The sequence below is a fragment of the Streptomyces muensis genome (genome assembly GCF_021474425.1).
Lineage (GTDB): Bacteria > Actinomycetota > Actinomycetes > Streptomycetales > Streptomycetaceae > Streptomyces > Streptomyces muensis.
Genome location: NZ_JAKEIP010000024.1, coordinates 14,006 through 27,888 on the forward strand (window position 1 = coordinate 14,006; position 13,883 = coordinate 27,888).

6 protein-coding genes are annotated in these 13,883 nt (G+C 68.9%); all 6 read left to right on the forward strand.

The genetic code is table 11. The features are described 5' to 3' along the window. Positions 1–153 precede the first annotated feature (153 nt). The 6 genes from L0P92_RS09555 to L0P92_RS09580 are packed head-to-tail and all read left to right on the forward strand — an operon-like array spanning position 154 to position 13,876. On the forward strand, positions 154–1,509 hold the full coding sequence (locus L0P92_RS09555; protein ID WP_273634020.1) for a class I adenylate-forming enzyme family protein: 1,356 nt from the start codon (positions 154–156) through the stop codon (positions 1,507–1,509). Then, the gene (locus tag L0P92_RS09560) at positions 1,506–2,252 is read left to right on the forward strand and encodes an SDR family NAD(P)-dependent oxidoreductase (protein ID WP_234762096.1); all 747 of its coding nucleotides are present in this window, start codon (positions 1,506–1,508) and stop codon (positions 2,250–2,252) included. Before L0P92_RS09555 ends, L0P92_RS09560 begins: the two co-directional genes overlap by 4 nt. 48 nt (positions 2,253–2,300) lie before the next feature. After that, positions 2,301–2,576 (forward strand): acyl carrier protein, encoded by a 276-nt coding sequence (locus tag L0P92_RS09565; protein ID WP_234762097.1) that lies wholly within the window; start codon positions 2,301–2,303, stop codon positions 2,574–2,576. Then, the gene (locus L0P92_RS09570; protein ID WP_234762098.1) at positions 2,573–7,975 is read left to right on the forward strand and encodes a type I polyketide synthase; all 5,403 of its coding nucleotides are present in this window, start codon (positions 2,573–2,575) and stop codon (positions 7,973–7,975) included. Before L0P92_RS09565 ends, L0P92_RS09570 begins: the two co-directional genes overlap by 4 nt. Next, positions 7,972–9,822 carry a condensation domain-containing protein gene (locus tag L0P92_RS09575; protein WP_234762099.1) on the forward strand — a complete coding sequence of 617 codons (1,851 nt, stop codon included), beginning with the start codon at positions 7,972–7,974 and terminating at the stop codon, positions 9,820–9,822. The genes L0P92_RS09570 and L0P92_RS09575 overlap by 4 nt, the downstream gene beginning before the upstream one ends. Then, the gene (locus L0P92_RS09580; protein WP_234762100.1) at positions 9,815–13,876 is read left to right on the forward strand and encodes a beta-ketoacyl synthase N-terminal-like domain-containing protein; all 4,062 of its coding nucleotides are present in this window, start codon (positions 9,815–9,817) and stop codon (positions 13,874–13,876) included. The genes L0P92_RS09575 and L0P92_RS09580 overlap by 8 nt, the downstream gene beginning before the upstream one ends. Positions 13,877–13,883: the final 7 nt, after the last annotated feature.

Consider the following 13,883-nt stretch of genomic DNA (forward strand, 5'->3'; position numbering starts at 1 on the left):
AGATATGTTCGATGTGCTGGAGAGATTTCACGCCTGGAACACGGCGTGCGAATTTTCGCAAGAGTCCTGCATTCCGCCCGGGGAAACCTTGACGGCGGTGCCGCGGTCGTGCTCCGGAGTTGGTAGCAAAAGCATGACAATGGGGGAGGCCCGATGGATTGGCTGTTGTCGCAACTTCGGGGTCGATCTGACGCTGAGGCCATGGTCGGGCACGGCGGTAGGGTCACGTACGCCGAACTCGCGGAGCGGACCACGGGCTGGCTGGCCGAGCTGACCCGGCTCGAAGTCGCGGCAGGCGAGAGCGTGGCAGTCGTCGGGAACGCCTCACCGAACATGGTCGCGCTCTTCGTGGCACTCGCCGTCCGAGGCGCTGTTGTGGTTCCCCTCGCCCCCACCGATCCGCCGAGGGATCAGCGGGAGCGCCGGATCGCGGCTGCGCATGCGACCCGTGTCGTCGAGTTCAGCGGTCCTGATGACTGGACTGTTCGGACCGTAGGGACACCGGACGCGCCAACGCCGCGCCTTCTCGCCGAGCTCGCCAGAAGCGGAGAGGCTGGGCTGCTGCTGTTCTCCTCAGGCTCGACGGGCGAGAGCAAGGCCGTCCTGCTCTCACTTCCGCGGCTGCTCGACGGCTTCCGTGGGTCGTCGCGCCCTCGGCGAACGCTGCAGTTCATGGCGCTCGACCACATCGGTGGAGTCAATACGTTGTTCCGCTCCCTCGTCGGCGGCGGCACCGTGGTCACCGAGCCGCGACGCACCCCTCAGCATGCGTGTGAGGCCATTCAGCGTCATGGCGTCCAGGTTCTACCGACCACACCGACCTTCCTCAACATGTTGCTGCTTTCCGGCGCTTACCGGAATCACGACCTGTCCTCGCTCGAACTGATCACCTACGGCACGGAGCCCATGCGCGAGATCACCCTCGCCCACGCGGCCAGAGTGTTCCCTCATGTGCGGTTCAAGCAGACCTACGGACTCACCGAGACCGGCATCCTCCCCACCCGATCGACCTCGTCGAACTCGTTGCGGATGGACGTCGGGGGACAGGGATTCCGGACGAAGGTGCGGGACGGGGTGCTCTGGATCAAATCGCCGAGCGCCATGCTCGGGTATCTCAACGCGCCCAGCCCGTTCGACAAGGAAGGGTGGCTCAACACCGGAGACGCGGTCGAAGTGGCCGAGGACGGAACTCTCCGCGTACTCGGACGGCTGTCGACGCTGATCAATGTAGGTGGAGAGAAGGTGTCTCCGGCCGAGGTCGAGAATGTGCTGCTCCGGGCCGGCAACGTCTCCGACGTCATCGTGACCGGACGGTCGAACGCCGTCACCGGGCAGATCGTCACGGCCACGGTCGAACTGGTCGAGCCGGAGGAGAAGAGGGCACTGAACCGTCGGCTGCGCCAGTTCTGTGCCGAACACCTACCGCCCCACAAAGTTCCGGCCGTCATCACCGTCTCGGACGCTTCGTTGCACGGCGAGCGATTCAAGCGCATGGGGGGTGCCGTATGAACCTCACCACGGATCAGCGTCCGGTGGCGGTCATCAGCGGAGGCAGCCGAGGTTTGGGACTGGCGCTGGTGACCGACTTCCTGGAGCGCGGATACCGCGTGGAGACCTTCAGCCGGACCGAGTCCGCCGAGCTCACCGCGCTTCGCGAATCGACCGCTTCGGACGCGCTGTTCTGGTCCTCGGTCGACGGAACGAACGCCGAGGCGGTCGAGGAGTTCGTCCGTGCAGCCGTGCGTCGCCACCGGCGCGTCGATGTGCTGGTGAACAACGCGGCGACCGGGCTGGAGGGCCTGCTGACCCTGACCGCCCCGACGGCCATCGACACGGCACTGCAGACCAACGTGACACTGCCGGTTCTGCTCACCCGGGCCTGCCTCAAGCCCATGCTTGCCCGTCGGACCGGTGTGGTGATCAATCTGTCCTCCATCAACGCGCTGCGCGGACAGACCGGCGTCGCCGTGTACGGAGCGGCGAAGGCGGCACTCGACGGGCTCACTCGCGGTCTTGCCCGTGAAGTCGGCCCTGCCGGGGTCCGGGTGGTCAGTGTCGCCCCCGGATATTTCGACAGCGAGATGACCGCGGGCATCGGCCAGGCCCAACGCCGCCGCATCGTGCGCCGGACGCCGTTGGGCCGACTCGGGTCGGCGGAGGACGTCCTGGGCGTCATCAGATTTCTCACCTCGCCCGGCGCGAGCTTCATCACCGGCCAGACCATCACCGTCGACGGTGGTTACACCTGCTGAACCCCTGCTACGGGGGCCGGTGGTGCATATGAACGGAGTGTGATTTCAATGAACAAGCGGGACACGGTCAAGGCCGCACTGCTGGAGATCGTGAACGAGGTCGCCGGCCCGGTCGAGCACCTGGACGACGACCAGCTCCTTGTCGATCAGCTCGGGCTTGAATCGCTGCATCTCGCGCGGCTCGTCGCCGTACTGGAGATGGAGCTGGACATCGACCCGTTCTCCGACACCTTGCCCATCACCAGTGTGCGCACGGTCGGTGACCTGCTGGAGGCGTACGACCCGGTCGTCCTGCCTCGCCTCGGTGCCGGCGAGCCGTCATGACACAGCCCCGAACAGACGGGCAGCCGATCGCCATCGTGGGCATGGCCGCCCGTTTCCCCGGCGCCACGGACGTGGACCAGTTCTGGGACGTGATCCTCGCCGGGCGCGAGACGATACGCGACCTCGGCCACGAGGAGTTGCTCCGTGCCGGTGCGAACCCGGAGTGGCTGAAGAACCCTGATTACGTGAAGGCGACCGCCTCGATGGACGACGTCGACCTCTTCGACGCCGCCTTCTTCGACATCTCCGGCCGCGAGGCCGCCGTCATGGACCCCCAGCAGCGGATCTTCCTGGAGACCTGCTGGCATGCATTAGAGAACGCGGGTCTGCGCACATCCGCCGGGACCGGGACGTCGGTCGGTGTCTTTGCCGGCAGCGGTGGTGTGCTCACCAGTTACCTTCCCGAGGTATTGAACAGCGCCGGGCCACTGGAGGATCCCACAGCCTCCCTCGAACAGCTCGGGACCGACAAGGACTTCCTCGCCACCCGGGTGTCGTACAAGCTCAATCTGACCGGGCCCAGTCTGACGGTGCAGACGGCTTGCTCCACCTCGCTGGTCGCGGTGCACCTGGCCGTCCAGAGCCTGTCGCGCGGCGAGTGTGACGCCGCACTGGCCGGCGGCGTGAACATCAGGCTCCCTCAGGCCGCCGGGTACTGGCACCGCCGGGGCGGCATCCTGTCGCCGGACGGACGTTGCCGCCCGTTCGATGTCAGTTCGCAGGGGACGATCTTCGGCAGCGGAGTGGGCGCCGTCGTCCTCAAACCCCTGGCCGACGCGCTGCGAGACGGTGACACCGTCTACGCCACCATCCTCGGAACCGCCGTCAACAACGACGGTGGCGGCAAATCGAGTTACGGCGCCGCGAGCCTGTCCGGCCAGCTGGCCGCGATGCGTCAGGCGCTCCAGGTGTCCGGAGTCGATCCCGCCACGATCGGCTACGTCGAGGCGCACGGAACCGGGGTGCCGCTCGGTGATCCCACCGAGATCGGCGCGCTCAAGCAGATCTTCGGACAGGCCGATCCCTGCGCCATCGGGTCGGTGAAGGCGCTGATCGGGCACATGGAGGCGGCCTCGGGCATAGCAGGCCTGATCAAGGCCACTCTGTCCCTGCACCGGGGACAGATCCCGCCCAGCCCGTATTTCACGGCGCCGAGTCCTCGGCTGAAACTGCACGACACGGGCTTGTTCGTCAATACGGCGCCGCTGCCCTTGCCCGGATCTCCCCGCCGGGCCGCGGTCAACTCCCTCGGCATCGGCGGAACCAATGCCTTCGCCGTGCTGGAACAGACACCGGAGATCACGCGGGCGGATCGGCGTCCTGGGTACGAGCTCGTCACGATCAGCGCCAAGAGCGCGGACGCGTTGCGGGAACTGGCGGAGCGGTGGGCGAACCGACTGCGCGAGCCGGACGCAGCCCTGAGAGACCTGGCCCATACCAGTCAGGTCGGTCGCCGCGCGCTACGACACCGGCTCAGCGTCATCGCCGACACCGGGAACGCGGCAGCCGAACGCGTCGAAACGTGGCTGAGGGAGGGGACCGGAGCGGCGGACGAGGGGCAATCCGCGCGGGCCAAGCCGAGGGTCGGATTCCTCTTCCCCGGCCAGAGCTCCGAGTACGCCGGAATGGCCGTCGAACTCCACCGTGAGCAACCGCTGTTCCGCGCCGCACTGGACCGGCACGCGGAAACCTTCCGCCGCCTCACCGGAGTCGGCCCCCTCGACGTGTTCGCCGACCCTACGGCGCAGTCGCGGGCGGAACTGCTTCAGCCCGCGGTCTTCCTCCTGCAGGTCACGTTGGCAGAGTTCTGGGGCTCGTGCGGGGTGCGGCCGGACGCCGTGGTCGGTCACAGCCTCGGCGAGTACGCGGCCGCCTGCGTGGCCGGCGTGTTCAGCGTCGAAGAGGGACTGGAGCTGGTCTGCGCGCGGGGCCGCGCCTTCGCAGCTGTTCCCGGCAGCGGCCGAATGGTCGCCGTCGGCTGCACCGACGGGGCCGAGCTGGAACGGCTGGTCAAGGCCAAGGGCGGTTCGGCGGCCGTCGCCGCGTACAACGCGCCGGAACGGTTCACGGTCTCTGGATCGGACACCGAGACAGGCGAGTTGGAAGGCGAGTTCCGACAGCGGGGCTGGGTCACCGTCCCTCTGGGCACGACGCATGCCTTCCACTCACCGTTGGTCGCTCCGGCTGTCCCCGCACTGGTCCAGGCCGCAGGCCGGATCACCCACCGGCAGCCGGTCGTGCCGATGGCACTGAACCTCACCGGCACCTGGGCGGGCCGCGCGGAGATCGGTGCGGAGTACTGGGGACGGCAGCTCACCTCACCGGTCAGGTTCACGCCCGCCGTCCGCGAACTCCTCGGCGGGGGCTGCACGGTCTTCCTCGAAATCGGCCCAGGCCGGACGCTCACCACCGCCGGCCGTACTCAGTCCGAGGGCGATGTTGTCTGGTTGCCCGGACTCGAGCCCAGGACCCCGGATCCCGTCACGGTGCTCGCCCACCTGGCGCGTCTGGACAGGGCAGGAGTACCAGTCGACTGGGCGGAGTACTACGCGCCCTTGCAAGCGGGCAGGGTCTCCGCTCCGCTCTATCCCTTCGCGCGGGACCGGCACTGGACCGCACCGGCGCCCTCCGGCGCAGAACAGCCCGCGCGACCTGCCGGAGACCCGAACGCACGACCGGTCGGAGACCTGCCCGCACGACCGGCCCCAGACCTGCCCGAGCTGAACCGACTCGCCCTGCCCCAGTCCACACAGCGGCGTTACGAGACCACAGTGGCCGCGAGGGCTCCGCGGGCGCTCGCCGATCACGAGATTTCCGGCCGCCTCGTCGTGCCCGGGGCGTACCACACCGCCTGCCTGGTGGAGGCGGTGGCCGGCGACTCGGCTGCGGTCGTCGAGGATCTGGTCTTCCCACGAGCGCTGGAGGTCGACGAGGCGCGACACCGCCTCCAGCTGGTGCTCACCCCGGCCGGAGACCAGAGGTTTGTCGCACAGTCGCTCAGCCTGGCGAACGCGGACGATCCGCTGGCCGACGAGTCGTGGCAGGTGCACGCGGAGGGACGGATCCAGCGGACCGACCCCCGCGCACAGCCGATGGACCGGTCCGCCCACCTCGCGGGCCGACCGGTCTCCCCGGCCGATCTCTACCCGCTCTTCGAGGCGGCGGGCTTCCGGTTCGGCCCGGCGTTCCAGTGGATCGAAGAGCTACGGCTGGACGGTGAGGACAGCTCCGGCGACCTCAGCCTCGCGGCGGACTCGCCTCGGGAGCGCACGATGGCACTGCTCGACTCCTGCGTTCAGCTGGCCATTGCGGCACGCATCGTCCGTGCTGCCCCCGAGGACGGCGTGCTGCTGCCGTTCCGGATCGAGCGAGCCGTGTTCCACGCCTCCCGCAACGCCGCGGAATCAGGAGTGGCGCGCATCCGGCACCGCGAGGCCGATGCCTCGGGAGCACTTGCCGATGTCTCCCTGACCGACCACGAGGGCAACCCGCTGCTCGAACTGTTCGGCCTCCAGCTGAGAGCGGTCTCCTTCCGTTCGCCCGAGGCCGAGATCTACGCGGACCAATGGGAGTTGGCCGAGGCGGCCGGTGACCCCTCGCCCACCACCGGGACGTGGATCGTGCTCGCCGACCCTCAGGGGCACTGGCGTCCCGCGGTCACAGCGCTGGAGGCAAGCGGCAGCCGATGCGTGATCGCCGAGGCGGGCACGGACTTCACCCGACTCGGCGATCATCGATACGTACTGGATCCCGCCGACGCGGAACACCTGGCGCGACTGTTCCGCGACACCGGGCCGGCGAGCGTACTGCACTGCCTCGGCCTGGACGCACAGAACACACGGACCGCCTGCGGCAGCGTGCCCGCGCTCGTGCAGGCCACCGAACGCGCCGACTGGACGCCCGATTCCGTAGTACTGCTGACCCGCGGAGCGGTGGCCGTACACGAGCCCGGGGAGGTCGGCGACCCTTACGGGGCGATGCTGTGGGGCCTTGGCCGGAGCACCGCGATGGAAGCACCTCGGCTGAACCTGCGGTTGCTCGACGCGGACCCCCGCGACCTCACCGGCGCGCCGAGTGTCCCGTCCGAATGGCCCGGCGTCGAAGCCGCGATCCGCGACGGACAGCTCTACCGGCCCACGCTGCACCGCGAGTCGGCGCTGCCGACACGCCCCGGCCGGCTCGGCACCCACGGGTGCTACCTGATCACCGGGGGGACCGGAGCGCTCGGTCTGCGTACCGCGGCGTGGCTGGCCAGGCGCGGGGTGCGGCACATCGTGCTCGCATCGCGGCGTGCGCATGAGGCACGGATCGAGGAACAGATCCGGGAGCTGGAGCAGTCAGGGGCGAAGGTCACCCTGGCCGGCCTGGATGTCACGGACGAGGCCGCCGTCAAGCAGCTCGTCGAGCGTGTGCACCGGGAGCTGGGCGGCCTCAGGGGCGTCGTCCACGCGGCCGGTGTGCTCGATGACGCGGTGCTGTCGCAGCTGAGCTGGGACCGCTTCCGATCGGTACTGGACCCGAAGGTCGCCGGTGGTTGGCACCTGCACCGCGCCACTATGGACCTCGACCTCGACCACTTCGTCCTCTTTTCCTCCACGGCTGCTCTGCTCGGTGCGCCCGGGCAGGCCCATTACGCGGCTGCCAACGCATTCCTCGACGGACTTGCCCACTACCGGCGCGGGTTGGGACTGCCTGCCCTCAGTGTCGGCTGGGGGCCGTGGGAGGCGGGTATGGCGGCGCAACTGAGTGAACGCCTGCAGACCCGGCTCGTGGAAGGCGGGTTCACTCCGCTGGAGGCCGATCCGGCGTTCGCCGCACTCGACCGGCTCCTGGCCGGCCCCGGCGGTCACTACGGTGTCTTCTCCGTGGACTGGTCCCGTTACCTGAACCGGTTTCCCACCGGGCGGGCCGTTGCCATGGGCGAGGGAATGCCTGCCGGGGACGGGGCAGAGGCGGGCAGGCGGCTGCGGCGGGACTGCCTCGGCGCCACACCGGAACGTTGCCGAGAGCTGGTGCTCGGATACCTGCGCTCCATGCTGGCCACCCGACTTGGCATGTCCGAGGCCGCCATCGACGAGGACCTCAGGCTCCACGAAGCCGGGCTCGATTCGCTGGTGGCTGTCGAAGTACGCGGCCAGATCTTCCGCGACCTGGACGTCGACCTGCCGCTCACTGGTCTCCTCCAAGGCAAGGCCCTGCGCCTGCTCGTCGATGAGCTGGCGGAACGCCTGATGCTCGACGCCCCGGTCCAAGCCGTCGCCTCCACGGAGGTGCCGACCACCGTGGAGCCCTTTTCACCAGAGGAGGCGGAACGCCTCCTGGCCAACCTCGACTCGCTGACCGAGGACCAGATCCAGGCACTGCTGCCCTGGCTGGCCGATCAGGACGGACCCTCGTGACCGACGACATCCAGAACTGGGGCATACGCAAGAGGCTGGAGGCGGCACTCCGGTCGCGCGCCAACCAGGCGCGGACCGAACATCCGCTCTCGTACGCTCAGCGCCCGCTTGTCTTGCTGCATCGGATGAATCCGGACAGCGCGTCCTACAACGTCGCCTTCACCGCCCGGTTCACCGGCGGATTCGACTCCGCCACGTTCGCCAGCGCCGTTGCCTCGCTGGTCGGGCGGCACGCGGCCCTGCGCACCACCTTCAGCGGCACCGACCGCCAGACGGTGCACGGTTGGCTCGAACCCGATGTCGCCGAAGTGGACGCCCGCCAGTGGAGCCGGCAGCAGATCGAGGACGCGATACGTCACGCCTATCTCGCTCCGTTCGCACTGTCGACCGGACCGCTTGTGCGGGTGCGGACGTATGCGGTGGCGCCGGGAGAGGCCGTGGTGCTGCTGGCCGTGCACCATGTGGTGTGCGACTTCTGGTCACTCGGTGTCATGGTGGCGGAACTCGAGCAGCTCTACCTGGCGGAGGCGGAACGCAGGCCGTCCCAGCTGCCCGGAGGCAATGTCCCCTACAGCGATTTCGTCGCCTCTCAGCAGGAGCTGATCCAAGGGGAGAAGGGCAGCAGAGCTCGTGCCTATTGGCATGCTCAGCTCGCCGGCCGGCTCGAACCGGCCCAATGGCCCACCTGCGAACTCGGCCCGGACACCGACGGCGGCGGATCGATCGTGGTCCCCGTCGCCACAGAGCTCGCCGACGGTGTGTTCGCGCTGGCCAAGGAGGAAGGGGCCACGCCCTACGCCATCCTGCTGACCGTCTTTCAGGTCCTCATCGGCCGCTACACCGGACGGCACGACGTCCTGGTGGGGTCACCCTTCGCCGGCCGGACCAGTCCGGCGCTGGCCGAGTGCGTCGGCAACTTCGTCAACCCCGTCGTGCTGCGTGCCGATCTGAGCGACGCGGTGGCGTTCCGGGAGCAGCTGGACCGTACCCGCCGCGACGTCATCGACGCGCTGGAGTACCAGGACTACCCGTTCGAGTTGCTTGTCGGTGAGCTGGCGCCGCGCCGGGTGGACGACCGCAACCCGATCTTCCAGGCGATGTTCAGCTACCAGAAACCCAGCCGTTATCCGGCGCTGGCCGGTCTCTACGTGGCCGACGACGGCGCGGCCCCGGTCGGCTGGGCGGGGCTGACCGCGGTGCCGTTCCGGCTGGACCAGCAGGACGACCAGCTCGAGCTCGTACTCGAGGTCGTGCACGACGGCGACCGGCTCGTCGGGCTGCTCAAGCACCGCAAGTCCGTCTTCTCGGCTCAGGCGGCTCGTCAGGTGGCCGAGAACTATCTGGCACTGCTGCGCGCCGCGCTCGCGGACCCTGACCGCAGTGTGGCGGAACTGCCGATGGCGTCCGAAGTCACCCCGGGCACCGATCGGCGCACGGCCGCGGCCCGTGAGTCCGTCGGCGCGGTCCCTCGCAGCGGCACCGCGCTGCGGGGTATCGAGCAGCGGATCACGGCGATCTGGCGGCAGGCGCTCGGGCGTGAAGGGATCGGGCGGGAGGACAACTTCTTCGACCTCGGTGGCAACTCCATGCTGCTGGTGAAGGTGCACGAGATGCTCGCCGACGACACCGCGGACACTCCGCTGAAGATCAACGAACTGTTCCGCTACCCGACCGTGGCCAGTCTGGCCCGACGCCTCGACCAGACCGCCGCTGGGACCGGTCCGGCGTCAGATCGAGGTCGGGCGTCAACCAGGCGGGCACAGCTGGCGGACGGAACGGCCCGCAGCGCACGCCTGCGCGCACGGACACGTCGTCAGCCGGATACCGACAGGGGCAACGATGACTGACGGGAGCATGGTCGATCCGACGGCCCGGCCGAACGATGTGGCCGTGATCGGCATGTGCGGCCGGTTCCCCGGAGCCGGGAGTCTGGCTCGGTTCTGGAACCGGCTGCGTGCCGGGGACGACATGCTGACCACGTTCACGGACGCCGAACTCGCGGCCGCCGGGGTGCCGGAGCAGGTGTTGCGCGATCCCGGCTATGTCAAGCGAGCCGCTTCCCTGCCGGACGCGTTCGACTTCGACCACGAGTTCTTCGGCTTCACCAAGCGCGAGGCGAAGCTGCTCGATCCACAGCAACGCATACTGCTCGAGGTCGCATGGGAGCTGCTCGAGACCATCGGCTACTCCGGGGCAACGGACGCCCAGCACATCGGGGTGTTCGCAGGTGCGTCGATGAACACGTATCTGACGAACGTCGTGGCTCGTTCCTGCGACCCGCTGGGCTACGACGGAACCGAGCTCATGATCGCCAACGACAAGGACTACCTGACCACCAGGATCTCGTACAAGCTGGGCCTCAACGGGCCGAGCGTCAATGTGCAGACGGCCTGTTCGACGTCACTGGTCGCGGTGCACATGGCCGTGCAGAGCCTTCTCGCGGGTGAATGTGACATCGCCCTGGCAGGTGGAGTGTCGGTCATCGCCAACGACCATCCGGGCTACGTCTTCAGCGAAGGAATGATCCTCTCCCCGGACGGGCGGTGCCGACCGTTCGACGCCGACGCGGCAGGGACGACATTCGGTGACGGGGTGGGTCTCGTCGCTTTGAAGCGGCTGGCCGAGGCGATCGAGGACGGCGATCAGATCCTCGCGGTGGTGAAGGGCTCGGCGATCAACAACGACGGCTCCGACAAGATCGGATACACCGCTCCGAGCATCGGCGGGCAACGGGCCGTGATCGCCGAAGCGCAGGCGGTGGCCGAGGTGGACGCCGGCACCATCACCTACGTCGAAGCCCACGGCACCGCCACAGCTCTGGGCGACCCCATCGAGTTCGCCGCGTTGAGCGAGGCCTTCGCCGACGGAGGTGCCCGGCCGGGTCAGTGCGCCTTGGGCTCGGTGAAGGCGAACATCGGGCACGTCGCCGCCGCGGCGGGAATTGCCGGCTTCATCAAGGCGGTACTGGCACTGCGGCACCGGGAAATCCCGGGCCACCCCGGATTCACCCGGCCCAACTCCCAGATCGACCTGGTGGGCAGCCCCTTCTACATCAACACCCTGCCGATGTCCTGGCCATCGGGTGACACCCCTCGCCGCGCCGGAGTGAGTTCGTTCGGCATCGGTGGCACGAACGCTCATGTCGTCCTTGAGGAGGCACCTCCCCCCTCCGGGCGGCCCACGAGGGCCGAGGGCCCGCAGACACTTGCTGTGAGTGCCCACAGCGAGGCGGCGCTGCGCGAGCTGGCCCGCCAGTTGGCCGACGCACTGGAAAAGCCGGACGCGCCCGACCTCGTGGACGTGGCTTTCACGCTGCGGCGGGGCCGACGCGGCTCTTCGCATCGCTACGCCGTCACCGCGGCGGACCGCGCCGGCGCAGCGGCCGGATTGCGCGCGCTCACCGACGGCAAGAGCACGGCCGGACGGGTGGCTGAGACCACCCCGACCGTATCGTTCCTGTTCGGCGACGTCCCGGCCGAGGAATTCAGTGAGCTGTCCGAACGGCTTTCCGCAGTCGCTGACATGGAGGAGCGGTCCACCGAGTTTGCCCTCCAGAGCGCTGACGACCCGTCGGCGGCTCTGCTGACCGCGAGCCGGGTGCTCGCGACGCTGTGGACGGAGTCCGGGGTTCGGCCGGCGGCGGTCGGGGGAGCCGGGGTGGGCGAACTCCTCGCAGCCTGCTTCGCCGGGGTCTTCGAACCGTCCGACGCGCTGGCACTGCTGTCCTGGCGTGCTGGAACGGCCGCGCAGGTCCCCGAGGTGCGCCCCAGAGTTCCGGACATCCCCATCCTGTCGGCCGTAGTGGGCGGCGAACTGCCGCAGTCGCGGGTGCTCGACCCGCTGCACTGGACCCGAGACATCTGGGAGGGCGACCGGCTCGCCGAGGCGTTCACCGGCCGTGCGGCAGAGAGCACGGCCGTGTTGGCCATCGGAAACCCCTCAGTGCTCCCGGCAGGCTCCGGCCTCGACGACGAACAAGTCCTGCCGCCCTTGGAACGGTTGCTGACCGTCGCGGGTCGGCTGTGGACGCAAGGCGTTCCGGTGGACTGGTCCGCCTGGTACGGAGGGCATCAGTACCGCGTCCCCCTGCCGGTGCACCCGCTGGAGCGCACCTTCCTCCGTCTCGAACCGCCGGCTTCCTCCGTCCAGGAAGAGCAGAGCCGCGGGCAGAACCCCTCCGAGTGGCTGTACACAGCGTCATGGCAGCGCCTCGACCCAGGGGCGGGCGGGTACCCGGAGAGCGCCTTGCCCACCGGCCCATGGCTGCTGTTCGCGGACTCCGGCGGGGTCGGCGACTCGCTGGCGGACTCCTTGCGCGAACAGGGCGGTGAGGTGGTGGTGGTCCGTCAGGGCGCCGCTTTCAGCCGAGCCGACGCCATTTCCTTCGTCGTCGATCCCATGGATTCCGGCGACTACGAGAAGTTGTTCGACGCGCTGGCCACGGACGGGCTGACTCCTGAGCGGGTCGTCCACCTCTGGTCTCTTGACATCGTTCCGGGGCACCTCGCAGCCGACAGCCTGGATCACGCCTGCGGTCTCGGGCTGTTCTCCGTTCTGGACGTCGCCAGGCAACTCGGCCGCGGTCCGGTCGGCAAAGGCGCGCACCTCGGGGTGGTGGCCCGTGAAGTGCACGACATCACAGGCGGTGAAGTCCTTGCGCCTGCCGCCGCGATGACCGGCGCCGCCCTGAACCTCATCTCTCGGGAATTCGCCGAACTCCGTTGTCGAAGCATCGACATCGGCACGAGCGCCCTCGCACCGGAAGCCCTCCTCGCGGAGATCGTCGCCCCGACCAGGGCGCCGATCGCGTTCCGGAACGGGCGCCGTTGGACACAACGGTTCGTTCCCGCGTTGGCAGCCCCCGGCCCGTCGATCCCGGCCAGTCGGCTGCGGCCCGGTGGCGTGTACCTCGTCACCGGCGGACTCGACGAGATGGGGCTGGCCCTCGCCGGCCACCTGGCGCGCGTCGCCGGGGCCAAGCTGGTACTCACCAGCGACTCGCCGCTTCCGCGACCCGACGAGTTCGACCGATGGATCACCGAGTACGGAACAGCCCACCCGGTCAGCCGAAGGATCGAGGCCATCCGCAACGTCGAACGTCTCGGCGGCACGGTCATGGCGGAGTCCGTCGACGTCACCGACGCGGCAGCGATGCGGGAGCTGGTCGGCACCGCCCGTCAGCGGTTCGGCCGGATCGACGGATGGTTCCACTGCGCCGACGCACCACACGACCAGACCCCTTGCCGGGTCGACCGCACTGACCGGGCCGCCTGGCGGCAGGCCCTGGCTCCCAAGGTCCGCGGCGCGCTGGTGCTCGCCGAGATCTTCGGGGGCACCCTCGTCGACTTCGGCGTCACGATGTGCTCACTCACCTCGGCGCCCGGCGGAGGCGACCTGTGCCGTTCGGCAGCCGACGGCTTCCTTCACGCACAGGCGTCCGGCGTGGACGGCCTGATCACCGTCACCTGGGACGAATCCCTGCCACCAGGGCGGCGCGCCGATGTCCTCGACCTTGTACTGCGCTCCGACATGCCGTCACTGCTCTCGGTGTCCCTCACCAACCCGGAACGCCGCGTCCAGGAGCAGGGGGCTCTCCCGGACCCGGTGCGCCCCGCCCTCGCTTCCCCCAGGCAGCTCCACGGGAATGAGCTCAAGGCGGCTCTGGCGAAACTGTGGTCCGAAGTGCTGCAGAGGGAGATCAACCGTTACGACCTGAGCATCTTCGACGTAGGCGGCGACGAACTGATCGTGGTCAGGCTCGCCCGGCGGATCGAGGAAGAGCTCGGTGTGCCGCTGTCGGCTGTCGAACTCCTCGCGAACCCGACCATCGATCACCTGGCGGCAAGCCTGGGCCCCGTCTCGATCGTTCACGGTGGTGGCCCGCGGAGTGACTTCTCCTGATGCCCTT